General features: G+C 50.7%; 20 protein-coding genes. All 20 read left to right on the forward strand.

Annotation, left to right across the window (positions count from 1 at the left end; all coding sequences use genetic code 11):
• Window positions 1-619 precede the first annotated feature (619 nt).
• The 20 genes from G358_RS0126820 to trpC all read left to right on the forward strand — a co-directional run bounded on the left by G358_RS0126820 (window position 620) and on the right by trpC (window position 18098).
• Window positions 620-1732: a sugar ABC transporter substrate-binding protein gene (locus G358_RS0126820; protein ID WP_019640353.1), complete on the forward strand. Its 1113-nt coding sequence runs from the start codon at window positions 620-622 to the stop codon at window positions 1730-1732.
• Between the two features lie 132 nt (window positions 1733-1864).
• A complete protein-coding gene (locus G358_RS0126825) occupies window positions 1865-3355 on the forward strand; it encodes a sugar ABC transporter ATP-binding protein (RefSeq protein WP_033404598.1) in 1491 nt (496 codons plus the stop codon).
• Between the two features lie 11 nt (window positions 3356-3366).
• On the forward strand, window positions 3367-4338 hold the full coding sequence (locus tag G358_RS0126830; RefSeq protein ID WP_420836076.1) for an ABC transporter permease: 972 nt from the start codon (window positions 3367-3369) through the stop codon (window positions 4336-4338).
• A 185-nt stretch (window positions 4339-4523) separates the two neighbouring features.
• Window positions 4524-4796: an HU family DNA-binding protein gene (locus G358_RS0126835; protein ID WP_026342494.1), complete on the forward strand. Its 273-nt coding sequence runs from the start codon at window positions 4524-4526 to the stop codon at window positions 4794-4796.
• A 122-nt stretch (window positions 4797-4918) separates the two neighbouring features.
• Entirely contained in the window at window positions 4919-5179 is a 261-nt protein-coding gene (gene mtrB / locus G358_RS0126840; protein WP_019640357.1) for a trp RNA-binding attenuation protein MtrB, read from the forward strand.
• 103 nt (window positions 5180-5282) lie between these two features.
• On the forward strand, window positions 5283-5825 hold the full coding sequence (locus G358_RS0126845; protein WP_019640358.1) for a hypothetical protein: 543 nt from the start codon (window positions 5283-5285) through the stop codon (window positions 5823-5825).
• A 150-nt stretch (window positions 5826-5975) separates the two neighbouring features.
• Window positions 5976-6842: a heptaprenyl diphosphate synthase component 1 gene (locus G358_RS0126850; RefSeq protein WP_019640359.1), complete on the forward strand. Its 867-nt coding sequence runs from the start codon at window positions 5976-5978 to the stop codon at window positions 6840-6842.
• A 14-nt stretch (window positions 6843-6856) separates the two neighbouring features.
• Window positions 6857-7582, forward strand: a complete 726-nt coding sequence (locus G358_RS0126855; protein ID WP_019640360.1) for a demethylmenaquinone methyltransferase — start codon at window positions 6857-6859, stop codon at window positions 7580-7582.
• Window positions 7575-8450: a UbiA-like polyprenyltransferase gene (locus G358_RS0126860; protein WP_019640361.1), complete on the forward strand. Its 876-nt coding sequence runs from the start codon at window positions 7575-7577 to the stop codon at window positions 8448-8450. Before G358_RS0126855 ends, G358_RS0126860 begins: the two co-directional genes overlap by 8 nt.
• A complete protein-coding gene (locus tag G358_RS0126865; protein ID WP_019640362.1) occupies window positions 8447-9076 on the forward strand; it encodes a UbiX family flavin prenyltransferase in 630 nt (209 codons plus the stop codon). The genes G358_RS0126860 and G358_RS0126865 overlap by 4 nt, the downstream gene beginning before the upstream one ends.
• Complete coding sequence (locus G358_RS0126870) at window positions 9057-9923, forward strand: menaquinone biosynthetic enzyme MqnA/MqnD family protein (protein WP_019640363.1); 867 nt, start codon at window positions 9057-9059, stop codon at window positions 9921-9923. Before G358_RS0126865 ends, G358_RS0126870 begins: the two co-directional genes overlap by 20 nt.
• Complete coding sequence (locus G358_RS0126875) at window positions 9920-10894, forward strand: polyprenyl synthetase family protein (RefSeq protein ID WP_019640364.1); 975 nt, start codon at window positions 9920-9922, stop codon at window positions 10892-10894. The genes G358_RS0126870 and G358_RS0126875 overlap by 4 nt, the downstream gene beginning before the upstream one ends.
• Before the next feature lie 135 nt (window positions 10895-11029).
• A complete protein-coding gene (gene ndk / locus G358_RS0126880) occupies window positions 11030-11473 on the forward strand; it encodes a nucleoside-diphosphate kinase (protein WP_019640365.1) in 444 nt (147 codons plus the stop codon).
• Window positions 11464-12294 (forward strand): CheR family methyltransferase, encoded by an 831-nt coding sequence (locus G358_RS0126885; protein ID WP_019640366.1) that lies wholly within the window; start codon window positions 11464-11466, stop codon window positions 12292-12294. The genes ndk and G358_RS0126885 overlap by 10 nt, the downstream gene beginning before the upstream one ends.
• Window positions 12295-12354: 60 nt before the next feature.
• Window positions 12355-12525, forward strand: a complete 171-nt coding sequence (locus G358_RS33555; RefSeq protein WP_019640367.1) for a hypothetical protein — start codon at window positions 12355-12357, stop codon at window positions 12523-12525.
• A 284-nt stretch (window positions 12526-12809) separates the two neighbouring features.
• A complete protein-coding gene (gene aroB, locus G358_RS0126895; RefSeq protein ID WP_019640368.1) occupies window positions 12810-13913 on the forward strand; it encodes a 3-dehydroquinate synthase in 1104 nt (367 codons plus the stop codon).
• The gene (gene aroH, locus G358_RS0126900; protein WP_019640369.1) at window positions 13906-14280 is read left to right on the forward strand and encodes a chorismate mutase; all 375 of its coding nucleotides are present in this window, start codon (window positions 13906-13908) and stop codon (window positions 14278-14280) included. Before aroB ends, aroH begins: the two co-directional genes overlap by 8 nt.
• A 402-nt stretch (window positions 14281-14682) precedes the next feature.
• The gene (trpE, locus tag G358_RS0126905) at window positions 14683-16236 is read left to right on the forward strand and encodes an anthranilate synthase component I (RefSeq protein WP_026342495.1); all 1554 of its coding nucleotides are present in this window, start codon (window positions 14683-14685) and stop codon (window positions 16234-16236) included.
• Window positions 16237-16264: 28 nt separating this feature from the next.
• On the forward strand, window positions 16265-17305 hold the full coding sequence (trpD, locus tag G358_RS0126910; protein ID WP_019640371.1) for an anthranilate phosphoribosyltransferase: 1041 nt from the start codon (window positions 16265-16267) through the stop codon (window positions 17303-17305).
• On the forward strand, window positions 17295-18098 hold the full coding sequence (trpC, locus tag G358_RS0126915) for an indole-3-glycerol phosphate synthase TrpC (RefSeq protein WP_019640372.1): 804 nt from the start codon (window positions 17295-17297) through the stop codon (window positions 18096-18098). The genes trpD and trpC overlap by 11 nt, the downstream gene beginning before the upstream one ends.
• The last annotated feature ends 26 nt before the right edge of the window (window positions 18099-18124 follow it).

Here is an 18124-nt window from a genome sequence, read left to right on the forward strand (position 1 = left end):
CGCATTTTTGCTCTCGCGCCACGTGCTCAGGCAGAAAAAATAGAGGGTTTGACAAAAACGTTCATAGCAACGAATCTCATCCACGCTATTTGCACATATTTGCGATGGTTTTAAATCTAAGGAATCTCAGACACTCTATTTTGCTGTTTATCGTCTGTTTGGAGCAGTAAAGACTGAAATAACGTTGTCCAGCTTCGTTACATTTTGAGAAGGGTTATTTTTACACAGATAACGATCACAGGCTTCGTTATAAAATTCTTCGTTATAAAATTTCGTTCACGTTCAGAGTCACATTGTTCACGTTCAGAGTCACATTTTCGATCTAAGCCCTGGGAAAGGAACAGTCTTGGATGGCAAACAAGAGCAAAAAGAAATAAACCAGTTTAACTGGTGAGTGAAAGTGACAAATAACACTGAGCCTGATCGATTTGTGATCAGGCTAGCGCCTTTAGGCGCAGCTTGGCAACAGGGGCTATACCCCAAGAGAAAACCACCCGTTGGACGGGTGGTCATGATTTTTTTAAATATTAAATAGTGAAAACCGATTTACATACTTGGAATTAAGGTATATATTAATTTATAAAGATTTTATAGATACATACCAAGAGGGGGAGAAACAATGAATAAAATCACACTTTGGCAAAAAACATGGACGGCGGCGCTAATTGTGCTGCTGGTGCTCGTCGTCAGCGCATGCGGCATCAAAAAGGAGCCGGCGCCAGCTTCGGGGACGGAGCCGCAGCCGGCTGCAGAGCAGGGCAATGAGGCGGCAGACGTGAGCGGCAAGGAGCTCGCAGGGAAGAAAGTAGCGCTTATTATGGAATTCAATACCGGTACATTCTCACAGCAATATGTGCAGGGCGTGACAGAGGAAGTGAAGAAGTTCGGCGGGGAGCTGACGACGTTCGTAGCGGAAAATGATAAAGCGAAAATGTCCTCGCTGCTCGAATCGGCGGTAAATCAAAATTTTGATATTATATTGACGGATCACGGCGCGGCTGAGTTTTTGGAGCCGGGCATCAAGAAAGCGGTGGAGAAAGACATCGTGGTCGTCGTGTTCGATGCGACGGTAGAAGTGCCTGGCGTGACCGTGTTGTCCCAGGATGACCAGAGCATGGCTGCACTGTCGCTGGAGCAGTTGAAGCAGGACTCGGGCGGCAAGGGCAATATCGTCAAGGTATGGGTGGCCGGATTCGCACCTATGGAGCGCCGTGACATCGAGTACAAGAAGTTTCTGGAGGAAAACCCGGAGATCAAGGAAATCGCCAGCTTCGGAACGGCGTCCAATCCGGCTCTCGACTCGCAAACCCAGATGGAAGCCGTTCTTAAGAGATATCCTAAAGGCGAAATTACAGCGGTATGGGCTGCTTGGGATGAGTTCGCCAAAGGTGCAGCCAGAGCGATTCAACTGGCAGGCCGGGATGAAATCAAAGTATACGGCATCGATTTAAGTGACGAGGATTTGCAAATCATCCAAGATCCAGAAAGTCCGTGGGTCGCTTCCGCGGCGGTAGATCCGAAAGATATCGGCCGGGTACAGGTCAGATACGCTTACCAGAAGCTGCATGGCGATGAGACGGAGGATAATGTTGTCCTGAAGGCGGTGCTCGTTGCACGGGATGCTCTGCCTGACCAGCAAGTATCCACGGATGACCTGTCCCAGTACGTTGAGGGCTGGGGCGGCTCCAAGCAAGGCATTCAAGCGTGGATGAAAGAGTATGGCGTAGAGTAAGGGCTAGGGCTGCAAAATGCGAAAGGCGCGCCGGGAGGCGCGCTTTTTTGAATAAGGAGGTGCTGTTAAGTGGGGACATCGGCAACATCGGCAACATCGGCAACAAAGGCGGAGCAACAATATGTGCTGGAGATGAAAGGGATCACGAAGTCGTTCGCCGGCGTTCCGGCACTGCGCGGCGTCGATTTCGGCTTAAAGGGCGGCGAGGTGCATGCGCTGCTCGGTGCGAACGGCGCTGGCAAGAGCACGTTGATGAAAATTTTAGCGGGGGCCTACGAGTACGATGAAGGCGAGATGCTGCTGGACGGGCGGCCCGTAAAGCACAAGTCGCCTGCGGATGCGAAGCGGCTCGGCATCCACTGCGTCTATCAGGAGGTCGACGCCAGCCTCGTTCCCCAGCTGACGGTCGCGGAGAACGTCATGCTGGATGCGATCGGGGCCGCAGACGGCAAGGCATGGATCAGTCCAAGGCGCCAAGCACAGGAAGCCGGGCAAATATTGGCATCGCTTCAAGTGGACATTCCGGTGCAGCGAAAGGTTGCCGATTTAACTATTGCGGAGAAGCAGATGGTGCTGCTCGCGCGCATCGTCAGGCAGGAAGCGAAGGTCATCATCTTTGATGAACCGACAGCTCCGCTGAGCGGATCGGAGGCGGATACCTTCTTCCGTATATTGAGCGAGCTCAAGCAGCGGGGGACGGCCTGCGTCTTCATTACTCACCGATTGCCCGAAGTAATGGAGCATGCCGATGATGTGACCGTGATGCGGGACGGGACAAAGGTGCATTCCGGACCAGTTGACGCTTTGAGCATGGAGGAGCTGGTTGCCCAAATGCTAGGGAAAACCTTTGCAGAAGAGTTCCCAAAGGTTGCGGCCGAGATCGGCGAGGTCGTGCTGAACGTTAAGGGGCTGTGCCAGGGCCGCAAGGTCAAGGGCGTCGATCTGACGGTGCGCAGCGGGCAAATCGTGGCCGTCGTCGGTCTGGTCGGCGCCGGCAAGACGGAAATCGCCCGGATGCTGGCCGGTGCGGAGCGCCCAGACGGCGGAGAGATTTACATGCGCGGGCACAGCATGCTGTTCAAGCAGCCGGCGGATGCCATCGCCTCAGGCATCGTTAGCGTGCCTGAAGAGCGGCGCAAGCAGGGCATCGTCATTGAGGAGACTGTGGAACGAAATATCAGCCTGCCCCTGCTCAATCGGATTAGCCGTTTCAGTTTTATTTCCGGCAGCCGGGAACGGGGGCTTGCCGAGCGTACGATTGCCTCGCTGGGCATTAAGACGGCTTCCGCCAAGCTGCCAGTGAAATACTTGAGCGGCGGAAACCAGCAAAAGGTGGCCATCGGCAAATGGCTGGAGAAAGAGGCGGATGTTCTTCTGTTCGATGAACCGACCAAAGGGGTCGACATCGGGGCGAAGAGCGATATTTTCCGCATTATCGGGCAATTGGCGACCGCAGGTAAAGGCGTGCTGTACTTGACGAGCGAGCTTGACGAAGGGCTGGGCATCGGGGACGTCATCGCCGTGCTATATGATGGCAGCATCGCAGCCGTATTGCCGCGCAGCGAAGCGACCCTGGAGAAGATTTTGTACTTTGCAAGCGGGGGACGGGAGGAAAACCTGTGAAAGACAGATTGATGAATGTAACGTTCCGGTATGGAACGATAACGGTCGTGTTGGCGGTCATCGCCTTTTTTTCGATCCGGCTGCCGTACTTTTTTACGTATAGCAATTTAAGCGACATCCTGAATTCGATTGCGATCGTCACCTTCGTAGCGATTGGCGTCACGCTGTCGCTGGCTGTGGATGGCTTCGATTTATCCGTAGGATCAACGGTTTCGCTGACTACGGTCGTTTCGGCCTCACTGATGATCTGGTATCAGATGCCGCTCTATGTCGTTATTATTTTCCCGCTGCTGCTCGGGGCTTTGGTCGGTCTTTTGAACGCTTTTCTAATCATCAAAATGAGAATTCCTGATTTGCTGGCCACCCTCGCCATGATGTACATCGTCGCCGGCATCCAGAAAACCTACGCCCAAGGCTATACAATCTACAACAATATGCAGTTCCCGGACGGCAGCAAGGCGGCGGGCAAAATGGATAAAACCTTTCTGCTGCTAGGACAAGGGGAACTTCTCGGGGTTCCGGTCAGCGTCATTTTGCTTATCTTTTTCGTGATCGTCGTTCACCTGTTTCTGACCCGGACCAAATATGGCCGGCAAATCTATATTACCGGAGGCAACGAGGAAGCGGCTAGACTATCGGGCATCAAGGTGAAAAAAGTGCGGATGTTCGCCTACATGGCTTCTGGCGTTTTTGCCGCCATCGGCGGCTTGCTCTTTGCGTCGCGGGTCGGCTCGGGACAAATCGATGCGGGCGCACCTCTGTTGATGGAGGCCGTTGCCGCCACCTTCGTCGGTTTTTCCGTCTTCGGCGCGGGCAAACCGAACATTATCGGCACCTTTATCGGCTCGGTGCTGATCGGCGTGCTTGTGAACGGACTGACGATGATGAACGTCCAGTATTTTGCCCATGACATCGTAAAGGGCTCGGTGCTGGTGCTCGCATTGTCGATCACTTTTTACGTGCTGAACCGGTCCAAGACTTAAAAAACTTGAAATTATAGATGGGCTGTATTACTATAAGTTTGTTCCGCACCTTAGCTTGCGGCGGCAAATAACCTTTTTTACTGGGCAAAACGCCAGTAATAATGTAGAATAACGTATATTCTGCGGTAAAACGGAAACACAGAATAGCAGAGTGATGTATATCTTGAATGGGGAGGTGAATGATAATGAACAAATCTGATTTGGTTAATCATGTTGCTGAAAGCACGGAGCTGTCCAAGAAGGATGCAACGAAAGCGGTTGATGCCGTATTCGAAGCGATTTCTGAAGCACTGCAAAAAGGCGACAAAGTACAACTCGTTGGCTTTGGCAACTTTGAAGTTCGCGAACGTTCCGCCCGTAAAGGACGCAACCCGCAAACTGGAGAGGAAATCGAAATCCCTGCGAGCAAAATTCCTGCATTCAAACCAGGTAAAGCGCTCAAAGATGGAATCAAATAAAGATTTCTACATATCTTCTCTGTTAAGAAAGTCCGTGGGCGGTTGTTCACGGCCTTTTCTTTTAGCAGACGAAAGGAATGTAGGTCATCAGTGTATTTATCCGATGGGAGGAATCGCACAGGATGGATCAGCACAATCAGAGTGCCGGAAGCGGGGAAGAGCAAAACGTAAATAACGGCGATTATTTCGTCGTAAAGGCGAAGGAGCAGGGCGTGCAGGTCATCGGGCTGACCCGTGGCAAGGACACGCGCTTCCATCATACAGAGAAGCTGGACAAGGGCGAAGTGTTTATCGTCCAATTTACCGACCATACGTCGGCGGTGAAGGTCAGAGGCAAGGCAATCGTTATGACCAAACACGGCATAATCGATACTGAAGAATGATTTTTATTTTTGCAGGCATAGCCTGCTTTTTTTAATTGTACAATGGGGTATAGACCGTTTGGGCACAATATAACCAGGTCAAAAACCAAGGGAGAAATGCCTCGTGAAGCGTACAATGATTATGCAGGTTATACTGGTTGCTTTCGGCTGCGCAGTTTTGCTGTCACGTCTATCCTGGTTTACCGGAAAAATGGAGGAATCGTCGGCAGCGGCTGCAGCACTAACGGAGAATCATCCCCAGCAGGCCGAGCTCCGCAGCGATAATCTCGTAGATGAGCTTATTTCCTGGGAACTGCTCGTTCCCATCGACCGGGTGGAACTCAGCCAACATATATTGGCGATCGATTTCAAGATTACGGCGGAGGCGGGACAATCCTTATTGCTGTACCAGGGCCTATCTCACGCGATCGCCTGCTCTTTCGAGAAGACGAGCAACATAAATCGCCTGCTCGTAAGGTTTGTAGCGGAAGATCAATGGCTTGGCAACAAGTACTTGCTGCTTGCAGCCGACGTGCGTAGAGGCGAGTGGCCAAATTATGCTTTGGAAGAGCTGCGCGCATGGGGAAACAGGGAGCTGAGCCATGAGTTGAAAAGCTGGTTTAGAGTGACGGAAACGAATTTGTGGAAGACGATGATCAGCAAATAACCGAATGGATCCGCAGGTGTGCATATAATTGCGAAAATTAGCCTCGTTCCTTGTGCGCAGCCAAATAACATATGCTATAATAGACAAGATTGTGACAACTCTTATTTTACTAATGTGGGGTTGTCAGTATTAGCGGCTCGGAGGCAGAGGATGAAACCTTATCGCATAACTGAATTAGCAGAAAAGTATGTCGGATACGACATGATTACCAATCACACGGCGCTCCCGGATTATCCGGTTGCCCGTGTTCGTTTACTTTACATGTTTTTAAGCATTCGGGACAACGGTAAATTACAGGTGAGTGAGACTTGTGCATTAGCCGCGTTTCTCGTACAGCTTGGACTCGATACGCATGACCTGATTGACGAGGATTCGTCCTGCAAAGAGGAGAAAACCATGCGCTCCCGCCAGTTGAAGGTTCTGGCGGGCGATTATTTCAGCAGCTTGTTCTATGAACTGCTGGCGAAGACCGGACAAATTGAAATGATCTCCTCCATGAGTTCAGCCATCTGTGAAGTGAATCGCATGAAGGCGGGGCTGTATAACAAGCTGAAAAAGCTTCTGCCTGCGGAGGACTATTTGAAGGAATGTACTCAGTTGAAAATGAAGCTGTTTCAATCTTTCTCTCAATTGCTGGATAAGTCTCTGCAAAACTTGTGGCGCTTGCTCCTGGCAGAGCTCAGCCGCTGCGAGGTTGTGCTCAGCGAGATGAAATCGAGCAAAATGCTGCCGGAAGAGCATCAGGGGTATGCTTATTTACGCATTTTGGAAACGGGAACCGTGGAGGACAAGGAAGTTGTCTCGCGGCGTAAAGTAGGTGACCGGGAGTGGTCTTCGCTCCTATTGAAATACAATGTGCACGAGCAGCTCATTCATATACTGCATCAATCCGTGGAGCGGATTCAGGCGCTGGTTCAGGAGCTTAAAGGGGACAAGGAACGATCAGAACTGACAGCGATCGTTGAGCCTTTTCGCGCTGCGCTTGCGCTGCAGCGACGTGCCATGCAGGAAGGGTAAGGTGAATAATAAATATGAGCAATTCTACCTCTGAACCGAAGGAGCAGTTTGTGCATTCGGTATTTGAGAGCATAGCTCCGAAGTATGACATGATGAACGATATAATCAGTTTCAGGCGGCACAAAGCATGGCGTAAATTTACGATGAACAAGATGAGCATGTCGCCAGGGGACACCGCAATCGATCTTTGCTGCGGCACCTGCGACTGGACCATAAGTATGGCCGAAGCAAGCGGCGGGCAAATAGTAGGCCTTGATTTCAGTGAGAACATGCTGGAATTCGGCAGGCGCAAAGTGAACGAACGCGGTTTGCATGACCGGATTTCTCTAGTGCAGGGAAATGCGATGGAGCTTCCTTTCGAAGATAACGCATTCCAGTACGCTACGATCGGCTTTGGTCTTCGCAATGTACCTGATCTTCGTCAGGTGCTGCGGGAAATGCAGCGGGTCGTAAAGCCTGGAGGGATGGTCGTTTGCCTCGAATTGTCCAAGCCGACGTGGCAGCCCTTCAAAGGAATATATTACTTTTATTTCGAGAAAATGATGCCGCAGCTCGGCAAGCTGTTCGCGAAGCGCTATGAGCAATACAAATGGCTGCCTGATTCTTTGGCAGTGTTTCCGGGAAGAGATGAACTGGCCCAAATATTTACGGAAATTGGATTAAAGAAGGTCCAAGCGTATCCTTTAATGGGTGGAATCGCCGCCTTACATATTGGAGTGAAGGAGACGCCTTATGTTTAGAAAAGCCGTTATTTTTTTGCAAATGATCAAATTTGAGCATACTGTATTCGCTTTACCGTTCGCATTCATGGGAGCGCTGCTCGGCTCGATGATGATTCATCAAACATTGCCGTCATGGGCGCAAATCGGCTGGGTATTGCTGGCCATGTTCGGCGCGAGAAGCGCCGCGATGGGACTCAATCGGCTCATCGACCGGGTCAGTGACAAGAAAAATCCCCGGACCGCTAACCGGGCTATCCCTGCCGGGCTATTAAAAATCGGGGAAGTCGTCTTATTTATTATCGTGTCCTTTGTACTATTGTTTTGGGCTGCGGCCAATCTTGATCCGCTGTCGATGAAGCTGCTGCCGATTGCCGTCTTCATGCTGGTGCTGTATTCGTATACAAAGCGGTTCACATGGCTCTGCCATGTCGTACTGGGCCTGACGATCGCGCTGGCACCGTTAGGCGGCTGGGTTGCCGTCACGGGCAAAGTGGACGCGACCGCTATGATTTTGTTTCTCACCGTTACGTTCTGGGTTGCCGGCTTTGATATCGTATATTCCTGTCAAGACGTAGAGTTTGATAAGACTGAGGGGTTGTACTCGATACCGGTCCGGTTCGGAGTAGCAGCCTCTTTGAAAATAGCGCAAGCTTTTCATATTGTTACCGCCTTCGGCTTTATCGCGCTTCTGCTGCTGAGCGATCTCGGCTGGTGGTATATTGCCGGGATGATTATCGCCTATCTCATTTTATTTTATGAGCATTATATCGTATCGCCGCGGGATCTTAGCCGTCTGCAAACTTCTTTTTTCCTTATGAACGGCGTACTCAGCATTGTAGTCTTCTCCTTTACATTGATTGACTTGGTGGTGCAATATTTCAAATGAGTAGCAGTGCTGAAAGACGAAAGGGGATTGTTGTCGGAATAACGGGGGCCAGCGGCTCTATTTACGGTGTAAAGCTGATTCAAACGCTGCTGGAATTGCGTTATGATGTACATCTCGTCATTACGAATGCCGGCTGGAGAGTCATTAAGGAAGAGCTGGATTGGAACACGGCGGACCGGGCTGCGGTACTGCAGGAAAAATTCGGCGGCTTTGCCGGGCAATATATTTATCATCCGATCGCGGATATCGGCGCCTCGATTGCCAGCGGCTCCTATTTGACAGACAGTATGATCGTCATGCCATGCTCTATGGGAACCTTATCCGGAATTGCCCAAGGCGTGTCGGATAATTTGCTGACCCGGGCTGCGGACGTGATGCTGAAGGAAGGCCGTCAGCTTGTTCTGGTCCCGCGTGAAACGCCGCTGCATGCCATTCACCTGGAAAATATGCTGAAGCTGGCCCGGCTTGGGGTGCGGATTGTTCCAGCGATGCCTGCCTTTTATTTCGGGCCGAAGCATATTGACGATCTGGTAGATTTCTTAGTTGGCAAAGTACTGGACAGCTTGAAAATTGAACATTCTCTGTTTACCAGATGGGGGGAGCAAAGTGAGCAGCAGGGACAATGAGGTTGTTCAAATTGGAAGGATAAAATATAGCAATGTATGGCCCGTATTTCATTATTTCAGTACAGATCTTCTTCCGGGCAGCCCCCGCATGGTTACGGAGGTGCCTTCGCTGCTTAATCGGGGAATGCTGAATGGAGCGCTGGACATCGCGCCAGTCTCGTCCTTCGCGTTTGGATTGGGCTGGAACAAGTTCTGGCTGCTCCCCAACTTGTCCGTCAGTTCGGACGGACCGGTCAATTCAATTTTGCTATTCTCCCGGAAACGGCCGGAGGAGATCAGGAACGGGACGATCGCATTGACAAATACGTCTGCGACGTCTGTTAATTTGTTAAAAATCATTATGGAGAAGGCCTATGGCGGGCAGCCAGTCTATTGGGAAAGCGAGCCGAATCTTGAAGCGATGATGGCGAGCAGCGATGCCGCCCTGCTCATTGGCGACCATGCCATCCAAGCCTCCTGGCAGGAGCATAATTATATCGTGACCGATTTGGGGGAAGTCTGGAAGAGATGGACCGGCTTTGGCATGACCTTTGCAGTTTGGGCAGTACAGAAATCGTTTGCAAAGCAGAATGCTGAATTGATCTCCCGGGTATGCTCGGCTTTCGAGGAGAGCAAACGGCGCAGCCAGAGTGATCTTCGGCCATTGGTCGAGCAGGCCTGCCGTCAAATCGGCGGAACACCTCAATATTGGCAGCATTATTTCAACAACTTATGTTACGATTTTGGCGAAAAACAGCAGAAGGGACTGGCGTTGTACTTCTCCTATGCTCAGCAACTGGGACTGCTTCAAAACAAGGTAGAGATGAATATATGGTCTGACAATACGTTGATACGGGTGAAAGAATGAAACTAATGGATATTTTCGGTACGTTGAAGAAAGATATGGACTTCATCGAACGGCAGCTGTACCGGAGCATTGAGGGCGATGAGGCATTGCTGAACGAGACATCGCTCCATTTGCTGAAAGCCGGGGGGAAGCGGCTTCGTCCGGTGTTTGTCCTGCTGGGCGGAAAGTTTGGAACGTATGATTTGGATCGGCTCCAGTACGTTGCTGTTCCGCTTGAACTGATTCACTCCGCCTCGCTAGTCCATGATGATGTCATTGATGATGCGGGGACACGGCGGGGCAAACCGACCGTAAAAGCGAAGTGGGACAATAAGATCGCCATGTATACCGGGGATTATATTTATGCCAGGGCCTTAATGCTGGCAACCCAGCTCCCCGAGCCTGAGGTGCATCAAATTTTGTCCAAAGCGCTCGTACAAATGTCGATTGGCGAAATGGAGCAAATTCGCGATTTCTTCAATAACGATCAGACGGTGCGCCACTACTTGCTGCGTATCCGGCGCAAGACCGCGCTGCTTATTGCGATTAGCTGCCAGCTTGGCGCAGTTGCAGCAGGAGCTCCCCGCCACATCAGTTCTCTCTTGTACCGTTATGGCTACAATGTCGGGATGGCTTTTCAAATTCGCGATGATCTGCTCGACCTGTGCGGGACAGAGAAAAGCATCGGCAAGCCGCCGGGAAGCGATATGCGCCAAGGCAACATTACGCTTCCTGTTATTTATACGCTCGAAGACGCGAAGCTTCGGGAACCGCTTCTCCGGACGATCGGGAAGATCCGGCGGGGGGAGGACGGCAATCCTGTTGCGGCGGCGATTGAGATGATTAAAGCCGGTCCTGGCATAGCGCGGGCGGAGCAGTTGGCTGAGACGTTCACGAATAAAGCTTTGAGTGCCCTGGAACAGCTTCCTGAGGGCAAGGCGAGAACCCATTTGAAGGAAATAGCTCTATTCGTCAATAAACGCTCCTATTAAACAACGGCCTATTTTTAACGTGCGGATTAGTGGTACCTTTACTGCCTTTTTTCTGGTAAAATACGCTGTAGTAATAGATTGAAAAATGTAACAATATGCGCTAGATGATGGGATCACATTCACAGGAGGGTAACGATGGAACGTACATTTTTAATGGTCAAGCCGGATGGAGTACAGCGCGGTTTGATTGGGAGAATTGTTAGCCGATTCGAAGACAAAGGACTGAAGCTGATTGCCGGCAAGCTCATACACGTAACAGAAGAGCAGGCCAAGCGTCATTATGCCGAACATGAGGGCAAGCCATTCTTTGAAAGTCTCGTCCGTTTCATTACATCCGGTCCGGTGTTTGCGATGGTATGGCAAGGGGATGATGTAGTTGCGCTGTCCCGGATATTGATTGGCAAGACTCAGGTTACGGATGCTTTACCCGGTACGATTCGGGGTGACTTTGCTGCTCACACGCCATTTAACTTAATCCATGGTTCGGATGGACCAGAGAGCGCGGAACGGGAAATCGCCAACTTTTTTGAGCCGGAGGAAATACTTAGCTACTCCAGAAGTATTGATCCATGGATATGAGAGATTTAACTTCTGATCCGGTTCGTGTTAGTCAAGAGGGCGTTCCCGATTCAGATTATCTGGGTTTTATTAAAAATGTGAAGCAGCATACTGGGATTGATTTGGCACAATATAAAGAAGCGCAGATGAAACGGCGCTTGACAACGCTTCGAAATAAGAACGGATTCTCGACGTTCGCGTCTTTTTACACGGCGATGATCGCCAATAAGCCATTATTTTATGAGTTTTTGGACAAAATGACGATTAATGTATCCGAGTTCTGGAGAAATCCGAATCGATGGGAGACGCTAAGGGACGTCGTTCTGCCGGAGCTTGCGTCTGGTAATTCGCGCTTGCGCATATGGAGCGCGGCTTGTTCAACTGGAGAAGAACCATATACTTTGGCGATGATATTGAACGACCATGGTCTTTTGCAGCGTACATATTTGCTCGCCACGGATATTGATGACGGCGCGCTTGGCAAAGCCGCGGATGGATTGTATCTGGAGCGCTCGCTCAAGGATGTGCCGCCCGACGTCGTCAAACGTTATTTTACGCCAGATGGGGTCATGTACCGCATTGACAGCCAACTAAAGAAGGCCGTTACATTCAAGAAGCAAAATATGCTGTTGGATGAATTTGAAGACGGTTTTGATCTTATCGTATGCCGCAATGTGATGATTTATTTTACGGAAGAAGCAAAGCAAATGCTGTATCACAAATTTGCTAAGTCACTACGGCCGGGCGGCGTATTATTTGTCGGCAGTACGGAGCAGATTTTCTCGCCGGGGAATTACGGATTGGAAGCTTCAGAAACTTTTTTCTATCGCAAAAAGGGTTGACGTATATTCATTCCAGTCTTGTCCGATACTTGGAATATCCAAGGTTGTGGAGGGCTGGTCATGGATAAGAGAAAAGTAATCGATGCATACCGCAGAGGTTTTCTGACACCGCAGGAATGTGCGCAAGTGCTCGGCGTTGAATGCGGACAGTTGAACGGATTGCTCAATTTGCCGGGGGAAACCTTTCAAATTGCAGCTCCTCCGGCTAACAAACGCCCGGCATCGCGCTAATCAGCTTCATTAACGATTTATGCTGTAGAAAATAAAGTGATGAGATACATTGAAGCCATACGCACCGTAATTGCTGTAATGACAGTGATTACGGTGCGTTTTTGCAGGTAATAACGGCTCTGCTTTCCTTGTCAAAAGGAAGGGGCATATACTATAATGAGCAAAGATATTATCGGATTTTAGCTCTTTACAGTTTTACGGTTTACCAATTTAAAGGGGAAATGTGCGCCTGCCCATGGTGCTATATAAGATGAACTAAAGAATGGGATGAGGAGAATTGCTAAATGAGAACATTAATGGTTGACTTGGAACAGCGCTCATATCCGATTTACATTGGCGAAGGCTTGCTGCAGCAATCGGGTCATTTTTTTCAGCAGCATCATTTGTCGGCGAAAAGTCCGGTTCTGATCGTCTCCGACGAGCACATCGCACCGATGTATTTGCCCACGGTTGAACAATCGCTGCAAGCAAGCGGATATGCCACTGTGAGCATTGTTGTTAAAGCCGGCGAAAAGTCAAAATCGCTGGACGTATTCGAGGAAGTGATGACTGCGGCAATTGAAGGCGGGCTTGACCGCAAATCGACGGTCGTCGCTTTAGGTGGCGGCGTTGTAGGCGACTTGGCAGGCTTCGTGGCCGCAACTTATATGCGCGGGGTGCATTTCGTGCAAATGCCGACAACGATTCTGGCCCATGACAGCAGCGTGGGGGGGAAAGTGGCGGTTAACCATCGTTTGGCTAAAAATATGATCGGCGCTTTTCATCAGCCGGCGATGGTTTTGTATGATGTGGATACTTTGCAAAGCCTGCCGGAGCGCGATGTACGGGCCGGGCTTTCTGAAATGGTGAAGCATGGTCTCATTTGGGACGAACAATTCGCCTATTGGTGCCGCGATAACGCGGAGCAGCTGCTGTCGCTTGACCGGAAAGCGCTGGAGCACGGTTTGACGGAAGGCTGCTCCATTAAAGCGAAAGTCGTTGCCTCTGATGAGACGGAGCAAGGTCTGCGCGCGATACTTAATTTGGGGCATACGATCGGTCATGCGCTCGAGGCGATTGGCGGTTATGGAGAGTTCCTGCATGGTGAGGCCATCTCTATAGGCATGGCCGGTTCTGCTTTGCTCGCTGTGAACCGGGGGCGGGACCGTTCGATTTATGAAGAGACGAAGGCGCTGCTGCAAAAATTCGGCTTGCCGACGACGATGCCCCGGCACTTAAACGAAGATGATATTATTTCGGCTATGCTGCATGACAAGAAGTTCAAAGAAAATCAAATTGTATTTGTACTGCCGGTGCGGATTGGCGAAGTAGAAATCGTATCGGATATGACGCTGGATGAAGTCCGTAAAGTAATTGCTCAATTGAAGGGGGAAGGGCAGCATGTATAATCGAGGTATTCGGGGAGCAACGACTGTGACCCATAATGACGAGGCGGAAATATTACAGGCAACGGCTGTTCTTTTGAAAGAAATTGTAGTCCGCAACGAGATCGAGCCGGAAGATATTTGCAGTGTATGGATTACGATGACCGAAGACCTGGATGCGACATTTCCTGCCCGGGCGATTCGCGGATTAAAGGGGTGGGAGCTCGTTCCGTTAATGTGCTCTACAGAAATTCCGGTGAAAGGCAGCCTGCCGAAGTGCATCCGGTTTTTGATCCAGGTGAATACAAATAAGAGTCAGCGCGAAATGAAGCATGTATACCTTAACGAGGCGAGAAGCTTGCGCCCGGATTTGGCGTCATCAAGCTCTTAGTTCCTGTTGCAGTTTATAATTTTATTTCGCACTATTGCCATGGAAAGTAGAATCATGTATATTAAGAACAGTATTTAGTTGAATTTAGAGTTGAGCCGAGTAGAGTATAGATGAGCAGAGCATAGAAGAGTTGAGCTGAAGTTGCAGTGATTTGCCAATTGGGCGGGAACGTAAAGTCGAAAATCAGAAATTATGATGATATAACCGGCTTTTGTTCTGCGTGATGGGTAAGCATGCTGTAATTTTCGTTGTATGAACTGCGAAATCATTAAACCTCTACCTCGGTAGAGGTTTTTTTATTTGTACTATGGGGATGCTCTGACGGGCAGCGGGGACAACCGGAGCAAAGCGATGAGAACCAACCTGTTGCACCATTACATTAAGGAGAAGGAAGTGAAGGACATGACAACCGCGCATGTAGAAGAGGTAATCAAACTGGCCAAGCAATACAATCTAATTCCGATCGTACGTCCGCTGCTGGCTGACATGGAGACGCCGATCCGGATATTTCGCCGTATCGCCCAGCGGGATAAAGCATTTCTGCTGGAAAGCGTAGAAGGGGGAATTCAGTGGGCCAGATATTCCTTCATTGGAACCGATCCTTTCATGATGGTGAGAGCCAAGAAAGGCAAGGTCTTCATCGAGCGGTCGGGAGAAGAAACAGAGCTGCCCGGTAAGCCACTTGAGGAGCTAAAAGCGATTTTGCGAAAATACCGGAGCCCTGAGCTCCCGGAAATGCCTCCATTTACAGGCGGGGCGATCGGTTTTTTTGGATACGATTTGCTTCAATATTACGAGAAGCTCCCGGCTCATAAAGTGGATGATATGAACTTGCAGGATATTCAGTTTATGTTCTGTGACCGGGTCATTGTGTTCGATCATGTGAAGCAGCGCATTTTGCTCGTAGCAAACGTGCATGTCCAAGAGGGCGACAGCGATAGCGATATCCGCGGCACCTATGAACAAGCGCAGCGCGCCTTGGATGAAATGGCGGATCTGCTGCTCGACGAAGGGCCGGGGGAAAGGTTGAACCGCAGGCCGGTCCCTGGAGATGTCGAGCTTGGCGACATTCACTCGAATATGACGAAGGAGCAGTACATCTCCATGGTCGAACAGGGGAAAGAGTACATCCGCGCGGGAGATATTTTTCAGGTTGTGTTATCCCAGCGCTTTCATATCGAAACTGAAGTGGATCCCCTGCATGTATACCGGGTGCTGCGTACGATGAATCCTTCCCCTTATATGTATTATCTTAAAATGGGCGAGGAAATTATTGTAGGCACTTCTCCAGAAGCGCTGGTGAAAGTAGAGGGCGACCGGGTGGAAACCCGGCCCATCGCCGGTACGAGGCCGCGCGGAGGGACGGAGGTGGAAGATAAAGCGCTCGAGGCGGATTTGCTGCAGGATGAGAAGGAACGTGCCGAGCATTTGATGCTCGTTGATCTGGGACGGAACGATTTGGGCCGTGTATCGCAATTTGGCAGTGTGAAATGTGAATCATACATGGACATTGAGCGTTATTCCCACGTTATGCATATGGTTTCCAAAGTGTCGGGCACGCTGCGCAGTGATAAAGACTTTTTTGACGCTTTTATTTCCTGCCTGCCGGCGGGAACGGTATCTGGCGCGCCGAAGCTGCGGGCGATGGAAATTATCGCGGAATTGGAACGGGAAGCGCGCGGCACGTATGCAGGAGCGATCGGCTATTTGGGCTTCTCTGGCAACATGGACTCCTGCATTACGATCCGGACGATTGTGTTCAAGGACGGCAAAGCTTATGTTCAGGCCGGGGGCGGAATCGTCTGGGATTCGGTGCCGGAGAATGAATATCAGGAGTCGATGAACAAAGCCAAGGCGCTGTTGAAAGCTATTCGCATGGCGGAAATGATGTTCCCGGCAGAAGCGGGCGATGGAGCGGTCATTAATCAGGATTATTTGTATGAATACACCCCTTAAAAAATTAGAGATAGAGGAGGAACAGATGATGAGCGGACAGCAAATGCTGCAATCGGTGCTTAACCGTATTATACAAGGACATGATTTAGGGCGGGATGAAGCCCGCAGCGTGATGGAAATGATCATGAACGGTGAAATGACGCATGCCCAGATCGGCGCTCTCCTGGCGGCGCTTAGAATGAAAGGGGAGACTGTGGATGAAATTGCCGGGTTTGCCGAAGTAATGCGGAACCATGCGCACCGCTTGCATACGGAAACGAGCCAACTGCTCGATACGTGCGGGACCGGGGGATCGGGAATTCACAAGTTCAACATTTCGACGACATCCGCCATTGTGGCATCTTCCGTATCCGTAAGGGTCGCCAAGCACGGCAATCGTTCGGCCTCGGGCCGTGCGGGAAGCGCCGATGTGCTGGAAGCGCTGGGCGTCAATATTCATCTTAGCGCGGATCAGGCCAAGAGCTGTCTGGACGATATCGGAATTTGCTTCCTCTTCGCCCAGCTTTATCATCCATCGATGAAATATGCGGCAGCGCCGCGTAAAGAGCTGGGGGTACGCACGGTATTCAACATGCTTGGCCCGCTTACTAATCCAGCCGGCGCGGATCGCCAGGTTCTGGGCATCTATGACCGCGATCGGACGGAGACCGTAGCTGAAGTATTGCGGGAGCTCGGCTTGAAGCGTGCGCTTGTCGTTGCAAGCGCAGAAGGGCTGGATGAGATCAGCATTTCTTCAGCGACGCGCATATCGGAATTGCGGAATGGGGCCGTAACGACATATGAGCTGAATCCTAGTGAGCTTGGCCTTGGAACTTATCCGCTCAGCGAGATGATGGGCGGGGATCCGGCCACGAACGCAGATATTATCCGGCGGGTGCTGCAGGGAGAACGGGGCGCTTACCGGGATGTCGTCCTGGCCAATGCAGGGGCATGTGTCTACGTCTCGGGCCTAGCCAACAGCATTCGTGAAGGGGTCGTCATCGCCGCGGAATCGATTGATTCCGGGAAAGCTTACAGCAAGCTGCAGCAGCTTATTCAAACAACGGAGGCATTGAACTATGTATCTTGATAAAATTGTTGAAACGAAGCGGCAGGAGGTCGCGCAACTGGCGGCCCATTTTTCGCAAAATGAAGCAGAACGGCGGATTGCCAATATGGCTCCGACCCGGGGGTTCTACCGGGCATTGGCCGAGAGGCCAAACCGTAAACTGGGCTTAATAGCTGAAGTGAAGAAGGCATCGCCGTCCAAAGGGCTGATTCGGGAAGATTTTCATCCGGTGGACATTGCCCGCAGTTATGAGGCTGCCGGAGCGGATTGTATTTCTGTACTTACGGATGAAGCATATTTCCAGGGCAGCCCCGATTATTTGGCGGCGATCCGTGAAGCGGTGCAGTTGCCGCTTCTGCGCAAGGATTTCATCATTGATGAGCGGCAAATATTCGAAGCGAGATTGCTTGGGGCCGATGCGGTCCTGCTCATCGCAGCAATATTGGACGATATCCAGCTGCGGGATTATTTGCAGGCTGCGGAGTCCATCGGTCTTGACGCTTTGGTGGAGGTTCATGATTATTCCGAGATGGAACGGGTATTAAGTCTGGGCAGCGCCAAACTGGTAGGCATTAACAATCGGAATTTAAAGACGTTTGAGACGGCTTTGCAGGTGACAGCGGATTTGGCCAAGCAGGTGCCGGCGGATGTGACGCTGATCAGTGAGAGCGGCATTCAGACGCCGGAGGATATTCAATATTTGGCCGCCTGCGGGGCGAAAGGAGTTTTGGTTGGCGAGACTTTTATGCGCAAGCCGAATGTGGAGCAGGCGGTTTATGACCTGATGGGCCCGTTAGGCAAAGTGGAACCATAATCAACTTATTTATAGCTATTTTAGAA

Origin of the sequence: Paenibacillus fonticola DSM 21315 (assembly GCF_000381905.1) — a bacterium.
Taxonomy (GTDB): domain Bacteria; phylum Bacillota; class Bacilli; order Paenibacillales; family Paenibacillaceae; genus Fontibacillus; species Fontibacillus fonticola.